The sequence below is a fragment of the Shewanella sp. 492 genome, from assembly GCF_059338445.1.
Window position 1 is genome coordinate 1,349,527 of sequence record NZ_CM181702.1, and the last position, 24,550, is coordinate 1,374,076.

General features: G+C 46.9%; 18 protein-coding genes and 16 tRNA genes. 16 read left to right on the top strand and 18 right to left on the bottom strand.

What is annotated here, in order from left to right; genetic code table 11:
* Positions 1-42 precede the first annotated feature (42 nt).
* The 3 genes from napF to galU all read right to left on the bottom strand — a co-directional run bounded on the left by napF (position 43) and on the right by galU (position 2,560).
* Entirely contained in the window at positions 43-549 is a 507-nt protein-coding gene (gene napF / locus AC5YBX_RS06065; protein WP_475516353.1) for a ferredoxin-type protein NapF, read from the bottom strand.
* Positions 550-626: 77 nt separating this feature from the next.
* Positions 627-1,640 (bottom strand): UDP-glucose 4-epimerase GalE, encoded by a 1,014-nt coding sequence (gene galE, locus AC5YBX_RS06070; RefSeq protein ID WP_494524588.1) that lies wholly within the window; start codon positions 1,638-1,640, stop codon positions 627-629.
* Positions 1,640-2,560, bottom strand: coding sequence for a UTP--glucose-1-phosphate uridylyltransferase GalU (gene galU / locus AC5YBX_RS06075; RefSeq protein WP_494524589.1), 921 nt, complete (start codon positions 2,558-2,560; stop codon positions 1,640-1,642). The genes galE and galU overlap by 1 nt, the downstream gene beginning before the upstream one ends.
* Before the next feature lie 293 nt (positions 2,561-2,853).
* Between galU and phhA the strand changes: the two genes are divergently transcribed.
* From phhA to maiA, 5 genes are all read left to right on the top strand, one after another.
* Positions 2,854-3,651: a phenylalanine 4-monooxygenase gene (gene phhA, locus AC5YBX_RS06080; protein ID WP_494524590.1), complete on the top strand. Its 798-nt coding sequence runs from the start codon at positions 2,854-2,856 to the stop codon at positions 3,649-3,651.
* Between the two features lie 40 nt (positions 3,652-3,691).
* A complete protein-coding gene (locus AC5YBX_RS06085) occupies positions 3,692-4,030 on the top strand; it encodes a 4a-hydroxytetrahydrobiopterin dehydratase (protein ID WP_494524591.1) in 339 nt (112 codons plus the stop codon).
* 233 nt (positions 4,031-4,263) lie between these two features.
* Positions 4,264-5,808, top strand: coding sequence for a transcriptional regulator TyrR (gene tyrR / locus AC5YBX_RS06090; RefSeq protein WP_475516358.1), 1,545 nt, complete (start codon positions 4,264-4,266; stop codon positions 5,806-5,808).
* A 208-nt stretch (positions 5,809-6,016) separates the two neighbouring features.
* Positions 6,017-7,003, top strand: coding sequence for a fumarylacetoacetate hydrolase family protein (locus AC5YBX_RS06095; protein ID WP_494524592.1), 987 nt, complete (start codon positions 6,017-6,019; stop codon positions 7,001-7,003).
* Between the two features lie 81 nt (positions 7,004-7,084).
* The gene (gene maiA / locus AC5YBX_RS06100) at positions 7,085-7,729 is read left to right on the top strand and encodes a maleylacetoacetate isomerase (RefSeq protein WP_494524593.1); all 645 of its coding nucleotides are present in this window, start codon (positions 7,085-7,087) and stop codon (positions 7,727-7,729) included.
* Between the two features lie 57 nt (positions 7,730-7,786).
* On the opposite strand, the gene AC5YBX_RS06105 is transcribed toward maiA, so the two are convergent.
* On the bottom strand, positions 7,787-8,677 hold the full coding sequence (locus AC5YBX_RS06105; protein ID WP_494524594.1) for a LysR family transcriptional regulator: 891 nt from the start codon (positions 8,675-8,677) through the stop codon (positions 7,787-7,789).
* A 247-nt stretch (positions 8,678-8,924) separates the two neighbouring features.
* On the opposite strand from AC5YBX_RS06105, the gene AC5YBX_RS06110 reads away from it, so the two are divergent.
* Positions 8,925-10,142 carry an MFS transporter gene (locus AC5YBX_RS06110; protein ID WP_494524595.1) on the top strand — a complete coding sequence of 406 codons (1,218 nt, stop codon included), beginning with the start codon at positions 8,925-8,927 and terminating at the stop codon, positions 10,140-10,142.
* Between the two features lie 41 nt (positions 10,143-10,183).
* Here AC5YBX_RS06110 and AC5YBX_RS06115 read toward each other — a convergent pair whose 3' ends face one another.
* The 13 genes from AC5YBX_RS06115 to AC5YBX_RS06175 all read right to left on the bottom strand — a co-directional run bounded on the left by AC5YBX_RS06115 (position 10,184) and on the right by AC5YBX_RS06175 (position 18,282).
* A complete protein-coding gene (locus AC5YBX_RS06115) occupies positions 10,184-11,554 on the bottom strand; it encodes a sigma-54-dependent transcriptional regulator (protein ID WP_494524596.1) in 1,371 nt (456 codons plus the stop codon).
* The gene (locus AC5YBX_RS06120; RefSeq protein WP_494524597.1) at positions 11,551-13,374 is read right to left on the bottom strand and encodes a sensor histidine kinase; all 1,824 of its coding nucleotides are present in this window, start codon (positions 13,372-13,374) and stop codon (positions 11,551-11,553) included. Before AC5YBX_RS06120 ends, AC5YBX_RS06115 begins: the two co-directional genes overlap by 4 nt.
* Before the next feature lie 91 nt (positions 13,375-13,465).
* A complete protein-coding gene (locus tag AC5YBX_RS06125) occupies positions 13,466-14,863 on the bottom strand; it encodes a TRAP transporter large permease (RefSeq protein ID WP_494524598.1) in 1,398 nt (465 codons plus the stop codon).
* Positions 14,863-15,501 (bottom strand): TRAP transporter small permease, encoded by a 639-nt coding sequence (locus AC5YBX_RS06130; RefSeq protein ID WP_475516366.1) that lies wholly within the window; start codon positions 15,499-15,501, stop codon positions 14,863-14,865. The genes AC5YBX_RS06125 and AC5YBX_RS06130 overlap by 1 nt, the downstream gene beginning before the upstream one ends.
* An 88-nt stretch (positions 15,502-15,589) precedes the next feature.
* The gene (locus AC5YBX_RS06135; RefSeq protein ID WP_494519569.1) at positions 15,590-16,609 is read right to left on the bottom strand and encodes a TRAP transporter substrate-binding protein; all 1,020 of its coding nucleotides are present in this window, start codon (positions 16,607-16,609) and stop codon (positions 15,590-15,592) included.
* Positions 16,610-17,150: 541 nt separating this feature from the next.
* Positions 17,151-17,378: a hypothetical protein gene (locus AC5YBX_RS06140; RefSeq protein WP_494519568.1), complete on the bottom strand. Its 228-nt coding sequence runs from the start codon at positions 17,376-17,378 to the stop codon at positions 17,151-17,153.
* Between the two features lie 150 nt (positions 17,379-17,528).
* Positions 17,529-17,604, bottom strand: a tRNA-Val gene (locus tag AC5YBX_RS06145).
* Between the two features lie 37 nt (positions 17,605-17,641).
* A tRNA-Val gene (locus AC5YBX_RS06150) sits at positions 17,642-17,717 on the bottom strand.
* Between the two features lie 37 nt (positions 17,718-17,754).
* Positions 17,755-17,830: transfer RNA gene (locus AC5YBX_RS06155), tRNA-Val, on the bottom strand.
* A gap of 37 nt (positions 17,831-17,867) precedes the next feature.
* Positions 17,868-17,943 (bottom strand) — tRNA-Val (locus tag AC5YBX_RS06160).
* 37 nt (positions 17,944-17,980) lie between these two features.
* A tRNA-Val gene (locus AC5YBX_RS06165) sits at positions 17,981-18,056 on the bottom strand.
* A gap of 37 nt (positions 18,057-18,093) precedes the next feature.
* A tRNA-Val gene (locus AC5YBX_RS06170) sits at positions 18,094-18,169 on the bottom strand.
* A 37-nt stretch (positions 18,170-18,206) separates the two neighbouring features.
* A tRNA-Val gene (locus AC5YBX_RS06175) sits at positions 18,207-18,282 on the bottom strand.
* 650 nt (positions 18,283-18,932) lie between these two features.
* On the opposite strand from AC5YBX_RS06175, the gene gltX reads away from it, so the two are divergent.
* The 10 genes from gltX to AC5YBX_RS06225 all read left to right on the top strand — a co-directional run bounded on the left by gltX (position 18,933) and on the right by AC5YBX_RS06225 (position 21,979).
* Positions 18,933-20,342 carry a glutamate--tRNA ligase gene (gltX, locus tag AC5YBX_RS06180; protein WP_494519567.1) on the top strand — a complete coding sequence of 470 codons (1,410 nt, stop codon included), beginning with the start codon at positions 18,933-18,935 and terminating at the stop codon, positions 20,340-20,342.
* Between the two features lie 104 nt (positions 20,343-20,446).
* Positions 20,447-20,522 (top strand) — tRNA-Ala (locus AC5YBX_RS06185).
* Between the two features lie 161 nt (positions 20,523-20,683).
* A tRNA-Glu gene (locus AC5YBX_RS06190) sits at positions 20,684-20,759 on the top strand.
* A 106-nt stretch (positions 20,760-20,865) separates the two neighbouring features.
* Positions 20,866-20,941 (top strand) — tRNA-Glu (locus tag AC5YBX_RS06195).
* A gap of 106 nt (positions 20,942-21,047) precedes the next feature.
* A tRNA-Glu gene (locus AC5YBX_RS06200) sits at positions 21,048-21,123 on the top strand.
* A 106-nt stretch (positions 21,124-21,229) separates the two neighbouring features.
* Positions 21,230-21,305 (top strand) — tRNA-Glu (locus AC5YBX_RS06205).
* A gap of 106 nt (positions 21,306-21,411) precedes the next feature.
* Positions 21,412-21,487 (top strand) — tRNA-Glu (locus AC5YBX_RS06210).
* 106 nt (positions 21,488-21,593) lie between these two features.
* Positions 21,594-21,669, top strand: a tRNA-Glu gene (locus AC5YBX_RS06215).
* Positions 21,670-21,775: 106 nt separating this feature from the next.
* A tRNA-Glu gene (locus tag AC5YBX_RS06220) sits at positions 21,776-21,851 on the top strand.
* A 52-nt stretch (positions 21,852-21,903) separates the two neighbouring features.
* Positions 21,904-21,979 (top strand) — tRNA-Ala (locus AC5YBX_RS06225).
* Between the two features lie 497 nt (positions 21,980-22,476).
* Here AC5YBX_RS06225 and AC5YBX_RS06230 read toward each other — a convergent pair.
* Positions 22,477-24,306 (bottom strand): ABC transporter ATP-binding protein, encoded by a 1,830-nt coding sequence (locus tag AC5YBX_RS06230; protein WP_494519566.1) that lies wholly within the window; start codon positions 24,304-24,306, stop codon positions 22,477-22,479.
* Positions 24,307-24,550 lie beyond the last annotated feature (244 nt).

The following is a 24,550-nucleotide window of genomic DNA, read 5'->3' on the forward strand; positions in this document are numbered from 1 at the left end:
GTAAAACCTGCCTAGTAAAACCACTAATATTTGGCGCGCCTGTCAGTTTTTTGGCAAGCATACCGCCTCTTTTGTGGTGATGGATATTGACTGGTTGGGGCAAGGCGAGACGCATGCGCCGCAGCCTGTGCAGCTATCAAGCATGATGGAAGGTTGCGGGGCGCCGCCAATCGACGGTGTAAAGTTAATCGCGCTGGCGTCACAGGCATCTTTGCAGGCTTGGCACCAGATGCCACTGTTTGCTAAGCAGCTGTTGTCTATTGAGGCTCTTAGTTGCCAAGGTTCGTGCGTAGTATCATTAAAGAGAGGTTCTTTGCAGGCACTTACGCATTTGGTGCAAAAGGTGCACTCAGCCTGACTAAAATTCACTTCAGGGAAGCCCCCGTCACCGCGAAATATAATGTCTGTTTCGCACGCCTCAATACACAGGTTACAGCGCGTACAGATATCGGTAAATTCAACATCAGTTCGGCTCCACGGTGGGCGTATCGCCTGCTGCTGGCGACGGTTAAACAGCCTACGGCGGCTCTGATTAATTGCGTTGCTCATGCTGTTAGGTCCAAAAGCTGATGATGTAGAGCGCCGAGGCGCTCTACAATGTGGGCAGGTATTGAGGATACCTAGGGTTAGTCATGGTATCCGTTTGGATTGCTCGATTGCCAGTGCCAACTGCTGTTGGCCATATCTTCGATGCTGTGCGTCGCTTGCCAGTTGAGCTCGGTTTGTGCCTTGTTAGGATCGGCATAGCAGGCGGCTATATCACCAGGTCGACGCGGCGCAATTTGATACTTGATCTTGTTTCCGCAGGCTGTTTCAAAGGCTTTCACCATGTCCAGTACGCTATAGCCTTGGCCTGTGCCCAAGTTATAGGTGACTAAGCCGCAGCCGCTATTGAGTTTCTCTAGTGCTTTCAAATGGCCTAAGGCCAAGTCGACGACATGAATATAATCACGCACCCCAGTGCCGTCATGGGTGTCGTAATCATTGCCAAATACACTTAAAAATGCCCGCTTACCCACAGCAACCTGAGCGATAAAGGGCATTAAATTGTTCGGGATATCGTTAGGATCTTCCCCTATTAGCCCGCTAGCATGGGCGCCTACTGGGTTGAAATAACGCAACCGAGCAATATTCCAATTAGGATCAGAGTGATACAGATCGTTTAAGATATGTTCCACCATGAGCTTAGATTGCCCATAAGGGTTGGTTGCCCCTGTCGGAAAGTCTTCGGTGATCGGCAGTGAAGCGGGGTCGCCATAGACGGTTGCCGATGAGCTAAAGACTAACTTTTTAACATTAAAATCAGCCATCACCTCACATAACACTAATGTGCCGGTGACATTGTTTTCATAGTAACGCAGTGGTTGCGCCACCGATTCTCCGACCGCTTTTAATCCAGCAAAATGGATCACCGCCGTGATTTGGTGGTCGGTAAACACTTTTTGTAAAAACGCTTTATTGAGTACATCGCCTTGATAAAAGGTGATCTTCTTTTGGGTAATGTGTTCGACACGTGCTAAGGCTTCGACACTGGAATTAGACAGATTGTCGATAACGACAACGTCTTGATTATCATTGAGTAATTCAACAAGGGTGTGGCTGCCAATATAGCCTGCACCACCCGTTACTAAAATGGTCATTAATCATTGTCCTGTGGTAATGCTGCAACCAGCGTCTTAAGGTATTGGGTAAACTCTGGACCTATTTCTCGATGGCGCAGCGCATGTTCGACACACGCTTGCATATAACCCTGTTTGTTACCGCAATCGTGGCTTTTGCCTTTCATGTAATAGGCATTAACAGTTTGTTTTTCCATCAGCATGGCAATGGCATCAGTGAGTTGGATCTCATCGCCAGCGCCAGCGGGGGTTTTCGACAGTAACGGCCAGATCTCGCGTGGCAGAATATAGCGGCCGACCACGGCTAGGTTTGATGGTGCCTCTGTGACCTCGGGTTTCTCAACCAAGGCGCTGATGGGCTCAGATTGGCCAGGGGTTAAGGCGTGGCCATTGACATCGGCGATACCGTATTGGTCGACGCAGTGCGCTGGCACGCCCTCGACCATGATTTGTCCGGTTTCGGTGTCGTCGAACAAGTTAACCATGTCGGCGAGATTATCACGGCTTAAATTGCAGCTAAATTCATCGATGATCACATCGGGCAGCAGCACGGCAAAAGGCTCATCTCCTACCACTTTTTGTGCGCAGAGAATCGCGTGACCCAGCCCCTTTGCTTGAGACTGACGCACACTTATCACGGTTACTGCCGCTGGGCAAATAGCCTGCACCTCGGCCAATAATTGTCTTTTTACTCGGCGTTCAAGCTGAGCTTCTAGCTCAAAGCTGGAGTCAAAGTGGTTCTCAATCGAGTTTTTACTGGCATGGGTGACCAGCACAATTTCATTTATACCGGCGGCAATCGCTTCATTAACGACATATTGTATCAGCGGCCTGTCGACCACTGGCAACATCTCTTTGGGGATAGCTTTGGTTGCCGGAAGCATGCGGGTACCGAGACCCGCTACGGGGATCACTGCCTTTCGGACTTTGTGCTGTTTCATCCTATTCCTAGATGTGGGGCGATGTTGGCCTTATTCTAATAAAAAACCTTTGAAAAGCCATTTTAAACTGCAGTTAAAGGTAATTATTGTCATTTTATAGACAAATGCGACGATTTCATTACATCTGTTAGCTTATTGAAATACAGTCATTTTAATCTAGCCAACTCCATGGTTGTAAATTTTAGGTTACAGAAATGGCGTAAGTATTGGGTAATTTAAAAGTGTGATCCGGTTAACAAATCATCGGTTTTCGTCAACTATGGAGGCAAGCGCAGTTAAGGGTTGTATTTATCATGAGTAAAGCGACAACATATCAAGCTAAGTATCCGGACCGACATGGGCGTATCGATTACACCTCTTGCGAGCATGAAACATGGCAAGCCTTGTATCAACGTCAGCAAGATAATGTGCCTAAATATGCGTGCGATGCCTATTTACACGGATTAAGTGAACTGGCCTTGCCCAGTGAGCGAATTCCGCAATTGAGTGAGATTGATACTGTCTTGAGCCGCACGACAGGTTGGAAAACCGCGGCGGTGCCGGCGTTAATCTCTTTTGAGCAATTTTTTCAGTTGCTGGCTAATAAAGCGTTTCCTGTGGCGACCTTTATTCGCTCTAAAGAGGAGTTTGATTACCTGCAAGAGCCCGATATCTTTCATGAGATCTTTGGTCATTGCCCACTGTTAACTAACCCCTCATTTGCTCGTTTTTCACATCAATACGGTAAGTTAGGCCTAGCAGCCTCGAAAGAGGAGCGGGTTTTTCTGGCGCGTTTATATTGGTTTACGGTGGAATTCGGCTTAATTAGGCAGGCTGATGATCAGTTAAAAATTTATGGGGGCGGGATTTTAAGTTCGCCCGGTGAAACGCTATACGCCATGGGCGATAAGCCGTTGATCAAGCCTTTCGATCTCATTGACATACTGAGAACACCGTACCGTATCGATATTATGCAGCCGATATATTACACGATTGAATCAATAGATTATCTCGATGAAATTGTGAAGATGGATGTGATGTCGGCGGTCACTCAGGCGCGTCAACTTGGGTTACATGCGCCATTATTTGAGCCCAAAGCTAACGTCAGCTAGGCTGTGGATTAACCCTACTATCAAGATTTAAGGATGATATATGTCGGAATTAGCACAAATGAAGTGTGAAGCCTGTCAGGCCGATGCCCCTAAGGTGAGTGAGGCCGAGCTAGGAGAGTTACTCAATATGATCCCAGATTGGGGTGTACAGGTGCGTGACGGTATTATGCAGCTGGAGCGCGTGTATAAATTTAAGAACTTTAAATTGGCGCTGGCCTTTACCAATAAGGTGGGGGAGCTCGCTGAAGCGGAGTTTCATCACCCGGGGATCTTAACCGAGTGGGGCAAGGTGACCGTTACCTGGTGGTCACATTCTATTAAGGGCTTGCATCGTAACGATTTCATTATGGCTGCCAAGACCGACCAGTTGCTCGATTAAGTTAAAAGTTATTGAGAATCAGCGTTATAAGTTTTTTATGGCGCTGTTTTATTTTATGAGTTTATTTTCCGCTGTAAACAAGTCTTGCCACTTATCGCAGAACATTCTAACGTATAGGCGTTTTATCGGCACCGACATCGCCACCCTTATTTTACCTGGGTGATGCGGGGCGGTTGCAAAGGATATTCCCAATAATAACGCAGTAATAAGAACAACAAAGGGACGATAATAGTATGCGCTTAGCGGTAAGTTGTATTGACCGTGTGGGTCTAGCAAAAGATATATTGGTGGTGTTAGAGGGCTATGGGATTAACCTGTTTGCCATTGACGCCAGCAATCAAGGGTTTCTCTATCTCCAATTTGCTGAAGTTAAGTTTGATGTGCTCAGTGAATTACTGCCGTTAATCCGCAAGGTTGAAGGGGTCAGTGATGTGCGAACTGTCTCCTTTATGCCGTCAGAACAAGAACATTACGCGCTTAAAACCCTACTTAAAACCCTGCCCGATTCGGTGTTCTCTCTCGATGTAAAAGGGCGCATCCGCATCGTTAATGAGTCAGCATTGATGACACTGAACATGGGCGAGCATGAGGTGCTAGACGAATCGCTTAACCATTGGGTACAAGGATTTAATTTTTCCCGTTGGCTTAGCGAACCACAGGTGCTTGCGCAGGCGACACGGGTCAACATAGGTCAAAGTGAGTACCTCGCCGAGATGCTTCCGATTTACCTGCCCGATGAGCAGGATAAAAGTATTCTTGCGGGCGCCGTAGTATCACTTAAGTCTCCGGCCCGTTTAGGTAAACAGTTTAACGCGCTGCAAAATCAGACCACGGGTTTTGAAAACGTGCTTGCGGTCAGTGATAAAATGAAAGAGGTATTAGTGCAAGCCAGAAGGATGGCGCAGCTGGATGCACCTTTGTTGATCACTGGCGAAACCGGCACGGGGAAAGAGTTAATGGCGCGCGCCTGTCACGATGCCAGCATGCGTCGAGAATATCCTTTTATTGCCATTAATTGTGCAGCGATGCCTGACAGTGCGGCCGAAGAGGAGCTGTTTGGTTATGTGAGTGGCGGCGAGGTGGTCAAACGCGGCTTTTTTGAAGAAGCCAAGGGCGGTACGGTCTTTTTAGATGAAGTGGCGGAAATGTCCAAGGCGGCGCAGGTCAAGTTGCTGCGCCTACTGCAAGATGGCACTTTCCGACGCGTCGGTGGCGATGTCGAGGTACGCTCCGATGTGCGTATTATCTGCTCGACTCAGAAAAACCTTGCTGAATTGTGTCAAAGCGGCGAATTTCGCGAAGATCTCTATTACCGAATTCATGTGCTCAGCTTTCATCTGCCGAGTCTGCGCGATCGCAAGGTGGATGTGATCCCCTTAACCGAGATGTTTTTAGAGCATTATAGTCAGCAACTGTCCATCCCCATTCGCCGTATCTCGGCGCAGTGTCGTGAGCATTTGCTCAGCTATGCGTGGCCGGGCAATGTGCGTCAGTTAAAGAATGCTATTTTCCGCGCTGTTTCTATGTGGGACGGGTCGGCCGAGTTAACCGTGGAGCAACTGAAGTTGCCCTCTTATGCGGAAGGGTTTGGTTATTTTGATCACGAGTTTGAAGGTTGTTTAGATGATGCCATGAAACAGTTTGAGGCCAATATCTTGAGGCGTCTCTATCCGGCTTACCCCAGTACCCGCCAATTGGCTAAAAAGCTGGGCATGTCCCATACCGCTATCGCTAACAAACTACGCGAATATAAGATTGGTAAATCAAAAGGCGGTTGACGCCTTGTTGGTGGTGCAAGAGCGCCTAGGCTTGTAACGCAGGATTTACAACAATTAACCAGGGCAAATATAGCGTGGTTTAGGTCACGCTATTTCTATCTGAGTGGGCATAGGGTATTTGTATGCTCATGCCGAATTATTAAGTACGCCAGAGAACGATGCACGGCCATTGCGGTGCCATCACCAATAAGAATATTGAGGAGTAGCTATGAAGTTAGCGAGTTACAATAATGGTCGCCGTGACGGCCAGTTAATGCTGGTCAGTAAGGATTTAACCAAAACTGTTGCCGTGCCAGCCATCGCACATACTATGCAGCAACTGCTTGATGCGTGGGATTTACTGCAGCCTCAGCTGCAAGAACTTTATGAAGCGCTCAACAGTGGCATGCTTGATAATGCTATCGATTTTGATGAAGCCAAATGTCTGTCGCCCCTGCCTCGCGCTTACCAATGGGCCGATGCCAGTGCCTATGTCAATCACGTGGAATTAGTCCGTAAAGCCCGCGGCGCCGAGATGCCAGCAAGCTTTTGGACCGATCCCTTAGTGTATCAAGGTGGCTCAGATAGCTTTATTGCACCTAAGGCCGATATTGAGCTTGCAAGTGAAGAGTGGGGCATCGATTTTGAATCAGAAGTGGCGATTATCACCGACGATGTGCCTATGGGCACTGATGTGGACTCTGCCGCTCAGCACATTAAGTTGATCATGTTGGTGAACGATGTATCACTGCGTAACTTAATTCCGGCTGAACTGGCCAAAGGCTTTGGCTTTTTCCAATCAAAACCCTCAAGCAGTTTCTCGCCAGTGGCGGTCACCCCAGATGAGCTTGGCGATAAGTGGCAAGATACTAAGGTGCATTTACCTTTAATTACCCATCTCAATAATCAACTCTTCGGTCGACCTAATTGTGGTGAGGATATGACGTTCAATTTTAGTCAGTTGATTGCCCACTTTACCAAGACGCGTCCCTTAGGGGCTGGAGCGATTATTGGCTCAGGTACTATCTCTAATTACGATCGCAGCGCTGGCTCGAGCTGCCTAGCGGAAACCCGTATGTTAGAAACCATTGCCGATGGTAAACCATCGACCGAGTTTATGCATTTTGGCGACAGGGTGCGTATTGAAATGCTTGATGAACATGAGCAATCGATATTTGGTGCTATCGATCAGCAGGTAGTGAAATACCAAGGGTAAATTGACCAGCACGTGTAATACGGGGCGACAGTAATGCGCCCCGTTTTTGTCGCCAGGGTTTTTCGGCATAGGGAGTGGAGCATGAAATTATTAGGTTATTGGCGCTCGAGCGCCGCTTATCGAGTACGCATCGCACTGAATATAAAAGGTGTCGATGTTGAGCATCAATCGATACATTTAGTTAAAGCGGGCGGTGAGCAACATCAAGCTGATTACGCCGCATTGAATCCTCAGGAGTTAGTGCCAACCTTAATTGAGGATGATGATGAACTGGCGTTATCACAATCGCTGGCGATTATTGAATACCTCGATGAGGTTTATCCCGAGCCACCCCTCTTGCCCCATGATGTGAAAGATAAAGCCATAGTGCGCGCCATGGCACTGGCTATCGCCTGTGAAGTCCACCCGCTTAATAATCTCAGAGTGCTGCAATATTTAAGTGGCCCGGCGGGACTTGATGAAGCGGCTAAATCGGCATGGTATCACCACTGGATCCACAGTGGTTTTAGCGCGCTTGAAACCCAATTGGCAACCTATGCCGGGCGTTACTGCTTTGGTGATACTGTCACCTTGGCGGATCTGTGTTTAATCCCTCAGGTATATAACGCCAAGCGCTTTAATGTTGCATTGAGCGCCTATCCGCATATTGAGCGTATTTATGATAATTGCCTACAACTTGATGCGTTTATTCACGCCTCCCCCGAGCTGCAAGCCGATGCGCAGTGAGATCTAATTTGGCTAACCTTAATGAGCTGATATGGCCTAATCCCCGTCTAGCCGGTATTAGCGATGGGTCATCAGAAAGTCGACAAAGGCTCGGTCAGCCAGCCCGACGGGGCGGTCTTTGTTCCAAGCAATATACAAATCTAGATAGACCGCAGGTGAAAAGGGCCGCGCCAAAATATTATCGCGCTGCTCTATCACCATCTCTAGCACACTCGTGATGGCATAGCCTTGTGCCACCACCTGTTTAATCAGGTTGATCAAGTTGGTTTCAAAGGCGATATTGGCCTCCAATCCCAGCTGTTTGGCTTGAGACAACATCCATTCTCGATGAAAGTAACCGGGTTTAAACATCACCAATTCATGTTGGAAAAATTGTGGCAGGGTGATGCAACTTTGGTCTGCCAGTGGGTGATCTTCACCTAGGGCGACCACCATTTGCTCTCTCAGCAGTAGGTGACTGTCGAAGTTGGCTTGCAGATCTTGCCCTGTGATGATGGCGATATCGACCTCTTCATTTTGCAACATGCGCAAACTGTCGCGGGTACCGCCCTCAAATAATGACAGTTTCAAATCGGGATAACGATGGCGAAAGGCCATTAAGCGCGAGGGTAAATAGTAAGAGCCCAGCATGCCGGGCACCGCAATGCGCACTTCTCCCTTAGTCAGGTTCGCCATCGATTTGATGTGTGCCTCAGCCTGCTTAAGTTGCTTGATGATGAGACAAGCGTGCTGATGCAGGGCGTTACCCTCGGCGGTGAGGGTCAAACGACTGCCATCTTGGCCGCGATAATGTTTATTGCGATTGATCAGGGTGACCCCTAAATCGGTTTCCAATCGTTTGATGCTTTGACTTAGTGCCGGCTGGGCAATATTGAGTTGTTTGGCCGCCAAGGTGAAACTGCCTTTGGTGGCTAAGGCATCGAAATGTTTAAGTTGTTTGATATCCACATCATTGCTCACTGAGTTGGTTAGTTGCTAGTGCTGTTATCGCTAGGGTCGTTAGTAAGGTTATCTTAGCCCTTGTTCAACGGTATCTTAGCTCTTTAAACACCAAAGTAATCTTGGAGCTAAACCGACTGAGCGCAAGATATATCCATAACAAAATAATATGGACTCAATCAAAATAATCTATTTTTGTTATGTTAGGGCTAATGCTAGCCTGTGTCTATTGAGATAACAGAGAAGTGTGTCACCCATGAGTCATCAACAACTGCAAACCCGATTAATATGGGGGCTGTCCTTAGCCTCTGTGGTTGTGTATATCAATTTATATTTGGTGCAAGGCATGCTGCCACTCATTGCTAGTAGTTTTCATGTATTACCCGCGCACGCCACATTGCTGCTGTCAGTGACCAGCTTCTCGTTAGCCTTTTCATTGCTGTTTTATGCCACCTTGTCGGACAAAATTGGTCGCAGAAAGCCACTGTTGTGGAGTTTAGGGCTGCTAGTACTTGCCGATGTCATGTTGCTGTTTGTGACAGAGTTTAGTGGTTTGATTGCACTGCGCTTGATCCAAGGGGCTCTATTGGCGGCGGTGCCCGCCATTTCGATGGCCTATTTCAAAGATATGCTCGATAAGTCGGTTTTACTGAAAGCGGGAGCGGTTTACATTGCGGCCAACAGTTTGGGTGGTATTGCTGGGCGATTACTCGGTGGTGTCATGACGCAATATCTTAATTGGCAACAGTCGATGTTATTACTGTGCAGCATTACCGCCCTTGGTACCTTAGTCGTGATAGGGCTGTTGCCTAATCGCGATAAAATTCGCGCCGAGCGTGGCGAGATTAAATTACGTTTTCAGCGCAGCGACGCCCAAGGGTTTTGGTTACACCTTAGCGATAGCACCATGATTAAATTGTATCTACTGGGTGCTATGGCCTTTATGGTGATGGTCAATCAATTTAGTTATATTCAGTTGCACCTGATGCAAGCGCCCTTTAACTGGGGGCGTTTTGAGGTGACCTTGATTTTCCTCTGTTATTTAAGTGGCACTTATGCCTCTTTTCGCTCCGCTAAATGGGTGAATAAATTAGGCCGCCAACCCTTATTTGTGTTGTCGACATTAATGATGTGTCTGGGGAGCATGGTGACCTTGCTCGATAATAGTGAGGCGATTGTGGCTGGCTTTATCTTATCCAGTTTTGGTTTTTTCACTTTTCATAGCGTCTGTAATGCTTGGGTAGCCCAGCGTGCACAGCAGCATAGAGCTAAAGCCACCGCTTTGTATCTGTGCAGTTACTATCTTGGTGCGGCGATAGGTGGCCCTTATCTATTACCCTTTTGGCAGCATTGGGGCTGGAATGGCGTTGTGGCAGGTAGCCTAGTGGTGTTATCGCTGGTGGCCGTGTTGGTACTGTATTTGGCACGCGCTCAGCGGCGCGTGCCCGTATCTTTGGCCGATGTAGCAGGTTAAGGCAAACCCCTCGACGGTTTATCTACAGTGACTGCCAATGCCTATTGGATAAAGGTTTTACGGTTGAGGCCAAATTTTTGCATCTTGTCATACAGGGTTTTACGCGGTAATTCGAGCTGCTGCATGGTCAGTTTAATACTGCCTTTATTGACATTGAGCGCCTCCTCAATCAACAGGCGCTCAAAAAATTCTACCCGTTGCTGCAGTGACATATTGGCATTGAGTTGATGGCTTGGGGTCATCGATGTGGCAAAGGCTGCTTCGCCGCCAAGCAGGACATAGCGTTCGGCAAGGTTTCTTAACTCCCTGACATTACCTGGCCAATCATGAGAGATCAGCTGAGCGGTATTTTCTGTCGACAGTGGAATAAGTGCTTTGTGGTAACGCGCCGATGCGACACGGGCAAAGTGTAAAAATAACAGTGGAATATCTTCCCGGCGTTCACGCAGCGCAGGGATAGGTATGGTGACAAGGTTGAGGCGATATAAGAGATCTTGGCGAAATTCACCAGTATTGCACAGGGATTTAAGGTCCATCTTGGTTGCGGCAATGATGCGAATATCTAAGGCAATACTCTTGTTTGACCCCAGTCGCTCTACTTTTCTATCTTCAAGCACGCGCAGTAACTTTACTTGTAAGGCCAGCGGGGTACTTTCAATCTCATCGAGAAACAGGGTGCCACCGTTAGCGTATTCGAACTTACCTATGCGAGTTTTGTCGGCTCCGGTAAAGGCACCGGCCTCTGCGCCAAATAGCTCACTTTCGATAATGGTTTCAGGGATCGCACCGCAATTGATGGCAACAAAATTGGCGGCGCTGCGGACACTATGATCGTGTAAGTAGCGCGCCACTAACTCCTTACCTGTACCGGTTTCTCCCTCGATTAAGATGTCGGCGGGCATGTCGATCACCTGTTCGATAATATGGCGCATCTGCTTTATGCCGGGGCTGTGACCCAGAATGCGCGGCCCAGGTGTACTGTGTGATTCGAGCTCCTTTTTGAGGCTACGATTTTCCAGCGTCAGGCTGCGTTTTTCTAGGGCGCGTTTTGCAATGTCGAGCATATGTTCGTTGTTAAACGGCTTTTCAATAAAGTCGTATGCCCCCTGTTTTAGCGCTTGCACCGCCATGGCGATATCACCGTGCCCTGTGAGTAAGATAATAGGGATATCTTTATCTTGGCTTAAGAGATCCGCCATCAGTGTTAAGCCGTCGATATGTGGCATATTCACGTCGGAGATCACTATCCCAGGCCAGTTTTGAGGTAAGGCGTGCATCAGTTGTTGCGGCTCGGTAAGGGCGATTGCTCGATATGATTCCAGCTCAAATAACTGAACCAATGCGCAGCCGATAAGGGGTTCATCATCGACAATAATTATGTCGTATTGTGTTAGTTCATCGGTTAGCATCATGGCGTTCCTGGTGTATATGTGGCCAAGGTAATGTTAAAAATGGCGCCGCCTTCTATGCGGTTAGCCACGCTTATTTGCCCTTGCATGGTTTCGATGATCCGCCGTGAAATAGACAAACCAAGGCCGAGCCCATGGCGAGAATAAGTGTAATAGGGGTCGAAGATTTTTTTCATTTGGCTCTCTTCAATCCCAGAACCACTATCTTCGATGCTAATGCTGACTCTATCCGTCACCGTTACGCCGATAATCAACTGTTTAGGCGAACTGTGTTGCATGGCTTTAATGGCATTGCTCATTAAATTCACCAGTACCTGCTGTAGCCGGATAGGATCGCACCAAATATGGATCTGGTTATCGTCGACATTAAGTTGCAGCTCAACCCTCTGTTTATCGACTTCTGGCTGAATAATGGTTAAGGCATCGTTGATGCACTGGGCTACGTTGGTGGCTTTCTCATTGCCAGCACTTTTACGGGTGAAGCTTTTAAATTGCGACACGATAGCGGCCAGCCTGTCGGTTAACTCTATGATAGTGATGATATTACGCCCTACATCATCCCACTTGGCTCTGGCCAGTAAGGTTTGGGTATTTTGGGCGTAACTGCGGATAGCGGCCAAGGGCTGATTGATCTCATGATTGATACTGGCCGATAAACTGCCTATCACGGTGAGCTTAGCGGCTTGGATTAACTCATCTTGGGTCTCTTTGAGTTGTCGATGGCTACTCTCTAAAGCTTGAGTTCGTTCTTGTACTCTTTGCTCTAACTGTTCGTGTGCGTGACGCATTCGTAGGCTGTTTTTACGTCGCTCAACGGCGTACAGCAAGGCTAGGGCTATTAACAGGTATAAGGCGCCATAAAGCAGCAATAAGGGCGGCATAGCCTGATAAGTTGGTGCCATAGGGGCTAGGATATGCAATTTCCAACCAGCCTCTGCCATTACTGTTTGGCTGTCCATGTAGTCAATGGCGTTGTTATTGCTGTGGTTAATCCGGTAGATAGGGTAGCGCTTATCCGCTGGATCTGTGTATGGCGGCTCAATGGTTAATTCGTGGATAGTTCTATCGGCATAGCGGCGTGACTGCTTAATCTGCTGTTGCCGCTCGGGTGTTACCGCATTGAAAGCGGCCAGACGCCATTGTGGGGCGCTCGAGATAAAGATGATGTCATCGGGATCGCTAATGGCAAATTCATAATTGCTGGCTCTGGCCATACCGGTACCGTGCTGTTCTATCTCGGTAACATCGACCTTTACCACTATCACACCAAGAATTTCTGGTTGCACTTGCTCTGCAGATTGACGTTGTCCGCTAGTATAGATGGGGTAAGAGAAGTAATAGCCGCGTTTATTGGAGCTGGTGCCCACGGCAAAGTAGCGTCCGAGTTGGCCCTTTATCGCTTGTTGGAAATAGGGGCGAAAGGCAAAGTTTTGTCCGATAAACGAGTAACTTTGCTGCCAATTACTGGCGGCAATGGCATCGCCGTTGGCATTGACCAGATAGATATCGAGCGCTTCGGTGATACTCTGGATCTCTTGTAAATACTGATTTAATGCGCTGAGGGGGCCTGTGTCACCTTGTTGCTGCAGTGCGTTGACCAATAATGGATTTTTCGACAGTACGTGAGGGATGCTTTGATAACGAGATAGGGCGCCCGATAGAAAACTGACCAGCTCTTTCATCTGCGCGGCAGATTGACGTTGAGTCTGCTGGTAGCCATGATCTAAATGAAACCAATAGGCGATATTTAATACCAGCACTAGGCCTAATGCGATAATCAAAGTGACGCTGAGGTATTTTTTTGTTTTTATATTCATTGACATAAAATGCATGTCCGCATCAACAATAGTGAGTCTGGCAAGGGGAAAGCTACCGTTGCCAGACTCACTTAATTGTTAATTAAAATCAAGTTATTTAATAACCATTTAACTTATCAATATATTCAGGCAGGAATAACGAGATCTGTGGAACGTAAGTGATCAGTGCTAAGAAGAACAGCAACAATAGCAACCAAGGTAAACAGGATTGAATCACCCATCCCATGCTGCGCCCCGTGATACCCGCGGTCACAAACAAGTTGAGCCCTACCGGCGGGGTGAGCATACCAATCTCCATATTGACCACCATGATGATGCCTAAATGGATAGGATCAATGCCCAATTGCGTCGCGATTGGGAATAAAATCGGCGCCATGATGAGCAAAATTGCCGAGGGTTCCATAAAGTTACCTGCAGCTAGCAGTAACAGGTTGACTATGATGAGGAAGCCCCAAACGGGAAGCCCCATGCCAACGATGGTTTCGGCAATTAAGTGTGGGATGCGCTCAGTGGTGAGCACGTGGGCAAATAACATCGCATTAGCGATGATAAACAGCAGCATAATACTGACTTTAGCGCCATCTCTGACCACGTGGCGGATCTCTTTGTCCACCGGGGTTTTAAGCACGGCAAGCAAGATAAAACCGATATTACGTGCACAAGCCTTTAGAAGGGACTCGCCGCGCTCTCGCCAGCTGACATTTTTTAGTGGCCCAATATCGCGATAGCCAAATACGGCAATAAAGTAAGCGTAAACACACGCTACCGCAGCAGCTTCAGTAGGGCTGGCAATACCACCATAGATGGAACCTAGTACGATAAAAATTAGCGCTAGGCCGCCCATGGCTTTAGCGCTCGATATGGCCAGTACTTTTACCCCTGGGAAAGGGCGAGAGGGGAGTTTCTTAATACGCGCAACAATGTAGATGGCGAGCATGAGTAAAAGCCCCATCATTAATCCCGGTATTAACCCTGCCATAAACATTCTGGCTGCAGACACTTCGGTAGCGGCGGCGTAAACCAGCATGACGATGGAAGGGGGGATCAATATGCCTAATGTCCCTGAGGTGGTAATAACGCCCGCGGCAAATTTTTCCGGATAGCCCGCGCGCACCATACCCACGATGACGATAGAGCCAATGGCGGCAACGGTTGCAGGCGATGAACCAGAGACCGCAGCAAAGAGCATACAGGCCATGACAGAGGCCATGGCTAATCCGCCACGAATATGACCAACACTGTCCATGGCAAAGTCGATGATCCGCCGCGCCACACCACCGGTTGATAAGAAGGCTGAGGAGAGAATAAAAAAGGGGATCGCCAGCAGGGTATAATGCTCAGAGGTCGACTCATACAGTTTAAGGGCGATTGAGGCCAGTGAGTCATCAGAAAACAATAAGATGGTGAGCATGCTAGAAAAACCTAGCGCAATGGCAATAGGCATACCGATGAGCATGCACAGAAACAGACTAATAAACAGGATGGCAATCGTCATTACTTATCTCCCTTGGTGCCAACATCAGGCTTATCACTGTTATTTTCAGCAAGATGCATGCTTTCCTTGGCTTCATCGGCAAAACTAAAACCATCAGTTTTATTTTGTAAAATAGCGATAGCTAATTCGATAAAACGCCATGTGAGTAATGCAAAGCCAATTAATAAGATACTTTGTGACATCCACAGTGGTACGGCGGGCTCTTCAACATCGATGCGTAAATATTCCCAGGCATTGTCTGGGTCAAGCTGGCTAATTAAAAAGTGCGGTAAGTCGATGTCTTCCATCGGTACGCCCACTTGGTACATTTTTGCAAGGTAATCCCAGCTGCCTTGTAAAAACATAGCGCAGTAAATTAAGCAGACAATGACGGCAATAATAGCGGTGACTTTACGGCCTTTTTTGGGTAGTTTTTTGACAAAGGCATCGACGCCGATGTGGGCGCCGACCTTCACACCATAAGACATACCAAATAATACAAACCAACCACACAGGGTGAGTGTCAGTTCCTGGATCCACAGAAAACCTGTGTTAAAGAAAAAGCGCGCAATCACTTCAGCGAACACCAACACCGTCATGGTGGTGATTAACGCATTGAGCACACCTTCTTCAAAATATGAAAATACACGAGATATCATCTCTGTTGCTCCTTAAATAGGAAAGAGGCCGCCAGCCGTGAGCTCGGCCTCAATACATCCCTATTAGCTTAGCGAATCGTTATTGTTGTTATTTGTTTGCAGCGACGGCGGCTTCGATAAGATCTTTACCAATTTTATCTTCAAACTGTGCCCATACTGGCTTCATGGCAGTGACCCAAGCGGCGCGTTGTTCTGGAGTCAAATAGGTAATTTCTGAGCGCTTAGAGTCGATAATGGCTTGCTTATCTTTATCGACTTTGGCCGCCGCAATCTCGTTACCATAAGCAACCGCTTCATCTAAGGCAGCTTTGATCACTTTACGCTTATCATTTGGGAGTGATGTCCAGAATTCATCAGAGGTCACCACCATGTAATCTAAAACGCCGTGATTACTCTCGGTAATATGGCTTTGCACTTCGAAAAATTTCTTCGAGTAGATATTTGACCAGGTATTTTCTTGACCATCGATAGCACGTGTTTGCAGTAGCGTGAACACTTCTGAGAAGGGTTTTTTCACCGGTATCGCATCGACTGCTTGAAATTGGGCAGCCAAAACGTCAGATGCCATAATGCGAAACTTTTTGCCGCCAGCATCTTCCGGCAAGATCAGTGGGCTACTGGCGGAAAACTGCTTCATGCCATTGTGAAGATAACCAAGCCCGACAAGGCCTTTTCGCTTCATCGAGTTTAATAATTTTTGTCCTGACTCGCTTTGTTGAAAACGATTAACCGCTTCCATATCTTGAAATAGGAAAGGTAAATCAAAAATTTGTAGTTTCTTGGTGTAACGTTCAAATTTAGACAGCGACGGTGCTACAAATTGCACATCATTGAGCAGTAATGCTGACAATTCGTTATTGTCACCAAACAACTGAGAATTAGGAAAGACGTTTACCTGATATTCGCCAGGGAGTCGCTCTTCGACTAAGGCTTTAAATTTAAGGGCCATTTGGCCTTTTGGCGTATTCTCTGCAACCACGTGAGAGAACTTAATTTCTACTGGGGCGGCAAACACCGACAGGCTGGCAGTTAATAAGGTTACTACCGAGGTTAGCTTAGCCAGCCGTTTAAGTGAGTGCAGAGTGAAATTGGTGTTTGATATGCTCATATTTTTTCCCTTATGTTATTAATCCTTTTGGCTTTATGGGCCACAAAGGCTGAGTTTACTGATGAACTTAATAGGGAAGTATAGGCAAGGAGTGGGCCATAAATGTTATTTTTATGTAAAACCAAAGATCTCAATAGGTTGCATTTAGTGCTGTGTTTCAGCGAGTTGACTAATGGGGCAGATCTCGCCAGTTAAATTAACCTAAATGGGTGGGAAATGACCCATTTAGGTCGCAAGCCTTATCCAGCAGCAGGATTTGAGTACTCATTTAGTTAGTACTCATGTTGGTAAGGAGTTTGACGTTGTGCGAGAAAGTGAGCGAGTTCTGAGTGTTATGGTCAACATCACGACTAAATAAATGGAGTAAGCATCGAGTGACGTAATGTCAGATTAGGTAGAATAGCGGGCGGAGGGAATAAGAAGAGTGGGAATAGGGTTTATCAAATCCTTAGTTTTTTATGCTGTAGCGTACAAGAGAGAGTATCTTGAGAGAAACAGCACCTACTCACTCGCTAAGTTACTGTAACTCTTGTTGGTAGCGTTATTTTATTGGGTCAATTCGTTTCATAATAGCGTCGCTAGGTAATAATTCTAAATGGCCGTGAGCATCAAAATACCAGCCTGTAATAAAGCCTTTTTGCCGCATAGCCACTAAATTCTGCATGACTTCTTTAGCTTCAACCATAGCTTGCTGCTCATCACATTCATGAGTGAGCTTTAAATAGGCTGCAATACTTGCCAGTGAGGCAGATTGTGTGACTTCGGCCATAATAACCACCAATACTCATCGGTTGTTGAACTCAATATTATTGAAGAATAGTCGAGGCGAGTCGTTTAGCAATGACAAATTTGAACCAAAACTTATGGCTAATAGGCTGATTAATTCTAAATAGGGAATTGTAATGCAAAAGAGGAAATATGGTGGTCGATACTGGGCTCGAACCAGTGACCCCCTCCTTGTAAGGGAGGTGCTCTCCCAGCTGAGCTAATCGACCTGGGATTTCATAATGTTTTAATTCTTTATGAAAAGAATGGTGGTCGATACTGGGCTCGAACCAGTGACCCCCTCCTTGTAAGGGAGGTGCTCTCCCAGCTGAGCTAATCGACCTGGGATTTCATAATGTTTTAATTCTTTATGAGAAGAATGGTGGTCGATACTGGGCTCGAACCAGTGACCCCCTCCTTGTAAGGGAGGTGCTCTCCCAGCTGAGCTAATCGACCTGGGATTTCATAATGTTTTAATTCTCTATGAAAAGAATGGTGGTCGATACTGGGCTCGAACCAGTGACCCCCTCCTTGTAAGGGAGGTGCTCTCCCAGCTGAGCTAATCGACCTGGGATTTCATAATGTTTTAATTCTCTATGAAAAGAATGGTGGTCGATACTGGGCTCGAACCAGTGACCCCCTCCTTGTAAGGGAGGTGCTCTCCCAGCTGAGCTAATCGACCTGGGATTTCATAATGTTTTAATTCTCTATGAAAAGAATGGTGGTCGATACTGGGCTCGAACCAGTGACCCCCTCCTTGTAAGGGAGGTGCTCTCCCAGCTGAGCTAATCGACCTGGGATTTCATAATGTTTTAATTCTTTATGAAAAGAATGGTGGTCGATACTGGGCTCGAACCAGTGACCCCCTCCTTGTAAGGGAGGTGCTCTCCCAGCTGAGCTAATCGACCTCGCTGTGTGGGGCCGTATTATAGGGAGCGTTGATCGAGTGTCAACGCTTTTTTCGATAAAAACGTTAGTCCGGTTCAAATTTGTGCGGACTGCGTTAATGTTAAACAGAGAGGGGGCTTACATCAGCTTGAAGCGATTAAATATTGTCTGTTGTGTTAGGGGGTCTCATTGAATCACTGGGAGCAATTCAACTTGCTAAAGATAAAGCCTGGCTTTTAGAGGCAGCATAACCTTGTGCTACTGAGGTTCTTTATTGGGAGCCGTTACCATAGTCCAGTTTAAGGTAAGTCGAGTTAGCGTTTTTAATTGCTAGATTCGAGAGGTCATTGACCGATACTGCTCAATAATTGCTTTTTGGGTATCAAAGCGAATCTATTAGTCTGTTTCAATACTCATTAGATTAATGTCCTGTATAAAGTATAAATGCGCTTACCTTACGCTTACCTTAAATGAGTGGCTCCAATATTAATGATTAAAGGCACCAAGTGTACATTTAGTTTGTGGCAGCCTTGTGGTGGCTGTCGATGATGGCTTATCGCAATGATATGATGCAGAGTATTTTCTCTTAGTGGGTTTGGCTGTTAGAATAGCCACCACATTTAATAGTTCAGTCTACTCTAGACTTTCGACAATAGGTTTATGTCCCATTATGACGACTAAGACGCGTTTTGCTCCAAGTCCTACCGGCTTTTTACATGTAGGTGGTGCTCGTACTGCACTTTATTCATGGCTATATGCCCGTGCTAACCAAGGTGAATTTGTTTTACGTATCGAAGATACCGATATAGAGCGTTCAACACCTGAAGCATGCGAAGCCATATTAGAAGGCATGCAGTGGTTGGGACTCAATTGGGATGAAGGTCCATACTACCAAACCAAGCGTTTTGACCGTTACAACGAAATCATTGCTCAGATGCTAGAGCAGGGCACTGCGTATAAGTGTTACTGTACCCGTGAACGCATCGAATCTATGCGTGAAGAGCAAGCGGCCAAGGGTGAGCAACAAAAATATGACGGTTACTGTCGTGATAAAGCACCACGAGACACTGACGAGCCGTTCGTTATTCGTTTTAAAAACCCGACAGAAGGCAGCGTAGTATTTGATGATCATGTTCGTGGTCGTATCGAAATCTCTAATGAGCTGCTCGATGATTTGATTATTGCCCGTACTGACGGCACACCGACTTATAACTTCTGTGTTGTGGTTGATGACTGGGATATGGGGATCACTTGTGTTGTGCGTGGTGAAGACCACATTAATAACACCCCTCGTCAAATCAACATTCTTAAAGCGCTAGGTGCACCAATTCCAGAATACGCCCATGTGGCGATGATCTTGGGCGATGATGGTGCCAAGCTATCTAAGCGCCATGGTGCAGTAGGGGTGATGCAGTATCGTGATGATGGTTTCTTACCTGAAGCGCTACTGAACTATCTCGTGCGTCTAGGCTGGTCTCATGGCGACCAAGAAGTGTTTTCTATCGATGAGATGAAACAACTATTTAAGCTCGATGATATCAATAAAGCCGCCTCGGCTTTTAATACCGATAAGCTTATATGGTTGAACCAGCATTATATGAAAGAGCTAGCACCTGAATACGTGGCTAAGCATCTTGAATGGCATATGGCCGATCAAAACATCGATACCAGTAATGGTCCAGCGCTAGCGGAAGTGGTTACCGCGTTGGCTGAGCGTGCGAAGACCCTTAAAGAGTTGGCGGCGTCTAGTCGTTACTTCTATGAAGACTTTGCTGAGTTCGATGAAACTGCCGCTAAAAAGCATCTTCGTGGTGTAGCGCTGGAGCCATTACAACTGGTTCAGCAAAAATTAGCCGCATTACCAGAGTGGACATTGGAAGGAATTCATCAAGCGATTGAAGATACCGCGACTGAATTAGACGTTGGTATGGGTAAGGTCGGTATGCCACTACGCGTTGCCGTAACAGGTGCGGGTATGTCACCTGCTGTTGATTTAACCTTATTCCTCGTTGGAAAGGCTCGTTGTGAGCAAAGAATCTCCAAAGCGATTGAATTTGTAGCAAATAGAATAAATTCCTAAAAAACGAGTTGACACTTTTGGGTGTGCTGCATAGAATGCGCCTCGCAGTTGGGACACAGCGTAGCAAATGCTTGCAGTGCACTCAAAGGTGATAAGTTAGGTAAGGGGCCTTAGCTCAGCTGGGAGAGCGCAACACTGGCAGTGTTGAGGTCAGCGGTTCGATCCCGCTAGGCTCCACCATCTACTTTGTCTAAGCATTGATATTCTTGGTTAACAAGAGCGCCTACAGGCATCAATGAGTATTCACTCGATACAGAGTATAACGTATCACCTAGCATTGATGTTTAGCCTACAGGCATTAATGAGTATTCACTCGGTGCAGAGTATAACGTACCAACAGTGTCCCATTCGTCTAGAGGCCTAGGACACCGCCCTTTCACGGCGGTAACAGGGGTTCGAATCCCCTATGGGATACCACTTTTTGAGTGGTTGACTGACAAGTTGACGATTCGATAGCGTTGAAGCGATAGCCTACTGGCTTCAATGAGTATTCACTCGGTACAGAGTATAACGTACCAACAGTGTCCCATTCGTCTAGAGGCCTAGGACACCGCCCTTTCACGGCGGTAACAGGGGTTCGAATCCCCTATGGGATACCACTTTTTGAGTGGTTGACTGACAAGTTGACGATTCGATAGCGTTGAAGCGATAGCCTACTGGCTTCAATGAGTATTCACTCGGTACAGAGTATAACGTACCAACAGTGTCCCATTCGTCTAGAGGCCTAGGACACCGCCCTTTCACGGCGGTAACAGGGGTTCGAATCCCCTATGGGATACCACTTTTTGAGTGGTTGACTGACAAGTTGACGATTCGATAGCGTTGAAGCGATAGCCTACTGGCTTCAATGAGTATTCACTCGGTACAGAGTATAACGTACCAACAGTGTCCCATTCGTCTAGAGGCCTAGGACACCGCCCTTTCACGGCGGTAACAGGGGTTCGAATCCCCTATGGGATACCACTTTTTGAGTGGTTGACTGACAAGTTGACGATTCGATAGCGTTGAAGCGATAGCCTACTGGCTTCAATGAGTATTCACTCGGTACAGAGTATAACGTACCAACATTGTCCCATTCGTCTAGAGGCCTAGGACACCGCCCTTTCACGGCGGTAACAGGGGTTCGAATCCCCTATGGGATACCACTTTTTGAGTGGTTGACTGACAAGTTGACGATTCGATAGCGTTGAAGCGATAGCCTACTGGCTTCAATGAGTATTCACTCGGTACAGAGTATAACGTACCAACAGTGTCCCATTCGTCTAGAGGCCTAGGACACCGCCCTTTCACGGCGGTAACAGGGGTTCGAATCCCCTATGGGATACCACTTTTTGAGTGGTTGACTGACAAGTTGACGATTCGATAGCGTTGAAGCGATAGCCTACTGGCTTCAATGAGTATTCACTCGGTACAGAGTATAACGTACCAACAGTGTCCCATTCGTCTAGAGGCCTAGGACACCGCCCTTTCACGGCGGTAACAGGGGTTCGAATCCCCTATGGGATACCACTATTTAACCTTTTGTGTTATCTATGGTTTTCATATATAGTAACGTGAATTTGGGGCCTTAGCTCAGCTGGGAGAGCGCAACACTGGCAGTGTTGAGGTCAGCGGTTCGATCCCGCTAGGCTCCACCAAATCAACGTCTTGTACGTTGGAAGAAACCACCTTAATTGGTGGTTTTTTTTCGCCTAAATTTTTGATTCAGACTTCATGGGCCACTATGCCTTTGCCTGACTCGACTCTCTGGCTCTCCGACGTCTTGACTGATTCTCTGGCATTTTTATGTCTTCAGCTAATGTCCGTGATGACACTCTCCTAATTTCAGCTAAACCATTGGCCATATCAGCTTGTTAGCGACCAGCGCTGATCTCTGGTGCGCGTCACCTATTGATAGCTAATGAGCCTATTGAGATAGTGTCTACAGAGCTCTCGTCTAATCAGATGGTGGCAATTCAGGATTCAGATCGTAATGATTCAGATAGTGGCGATGATAACCCAAGTGCCAAGCGGTTTTCTGCCTGTAGAAAGCGGACTGTGCAGGTAAGGTTAGCTACTTAATCTTAAGGCATAAAAAAAGCCTCTTTGCTGGGAATGTGGGCAAAGAGGCTGATATTGAGATTAAGGTGCAGGCTTACTCAATGCCTAAGAAGCCGCCAGTTTGATGTGCCCAAAGCTGAGCATAAATGCCGCCTTGTGCGATCAATGCTTGGTGTGTGCCTTGTTCAACAATTTTGCCTTGATCCAGGACGATAAGTCGGTCCATGGCTGCAATCGTTGACAGGCGATGAGCGATGGCGATCACGGTTTTGCCTTCCATCAGCTGATATAAACTCTCCTGAATCGCCGCTTCAATTTCAGAGTCTAATGCCGATGTGGCCTCGTCAAGCAGTAAGATAGGCGCATTTTTGAGTAATACTCTTGCAATGGCGATGCGTTGGCGTTGACCGCCGGAGAGTTTGACGCCGCGCTCGCCGACCTGAGCATCTAATCCATGATTACCTTCAGGATCGCTTAACTCATTAATAAAGTCATAGGCCTGCGCTTGTCTGATGGCATTTTCTAACTCCTCTTCTGTAGCATCTGGCTTACCGTAGCGAATGTTGTCACGGATGGAGCGATGCAGCAGGGAGGTGTCTTGAGTCACCATACCAATATTTGAACGCAGCGAGTCTTGTGTCACCAGTCTGATGTCCTGATTGTCAATGGCAATTGTGCCTTTTTCGACATCATGAAAACGCATCAATAGGTTAACTAGGGTTGATTTACCCGCACCAGAACGGCCCACCAGTCCAACTTTTTCACCGGCTTTGATATTGAGGTTTAGCGCATCGATAACGCCGCTCTTTTCGCCATAATGAAAACTGACGTTGTGAAAATCGATTTTGCCTTCGCGCACCGCTAATTCGCTGGCTTGCTCACTGTCTTCAATGTCTGTGGGTTTGGCCAGGGTGTTCATGCCATCGGTAACGGTACCGATATTTTCAAACAGTGAGCTAATTTCCCACATGATCCACTGCGACATGCCGTTTAAACGTAAGGATAAACTCACCGCTACTGCTATCGCGCCAATGGTGATGGCACTGTCACGCCATAGCCAAATAGAGACCGCGGCAATGGTAAAGGCCAGCAGGTAGTTTATCACCTGCACGCTCACGTTAATGCCTGTAACCAAGCGCATTTGTCGATAAACTGTGTCAAGGAAACCTGTCATGCTCTCTTTGGCATATTGTGCTTCTTGCTGCGTATGAGAAAACAGTTTCACCGTGGCTATATTGGTATAGCTATCGACAATACGTCCTGTCATGGATGAACGTGCATCAGCTTGTTCTGTCGACACTTTTTTTAGTTTTGGCAAGAAATAGATCTGCAGACCAATATATAAGCCTAACCAGATTAACATGGGGAGCATCAAGCGAAAGTCGGCATCGGCGATGATCACCAACATCGACAAAAAATAAACCAAGATATACACCAGTACATCCAGTAATTTGGTGACGGTTTCACGCACGGCCAGTGACGTTTGCATCACTTTAGTGGCGATACGACCGGCAAAGTCATTTTGATAAAAGGATACGCTTTGTTTGAGTAGATATCGATGGGCTAACCAACGAATTGACATCGGGTAGTTACCCAGCAAGCCTTGATATACCACTAACGCATGCAGCAACACTAAGAGCGGAATGACCACCAAAACGAGTACTGACATCATCAGTAGTTTGCCACCTTGTTGTTCAAACAAGGTCTCGGGATCGTGGTTTGCCAATAAATCCACTAAATCCCCCATAAAGGCGAAGAGTGAGACCTCTAATATGGCTAAGGCGGCAGTTAAAATTGACATTAATACGAGGGGTATTTCAAACCCTTTGGTGTAATGCCGACAAAAAGCGTAAATACCCCTTGGCGGTTGTTGGGGCTCATCATCGGGTAAGGCGTTAACCCAAGATTCAAATAACTTAAACATTAATGTCCTTATGGCTTAGAGACTGAGAATGAGTGATAAATTTTTGTGAATATCACATATTACCAGAAGCTTAATCATTAATGTCTATCAAGAGTTAACTAAAACGGATCTATTCAATAGGACTAGTCGATAGGCTAGGGGAATGCCAGAGGGCTTGTGCATATCATGGTGGTGTTTTGCTTAGTGGTATTAGGTTGAGCGCCGTTTTCCGCTAGTATCAGGTTACGGCTTGGATTAGAGTTGG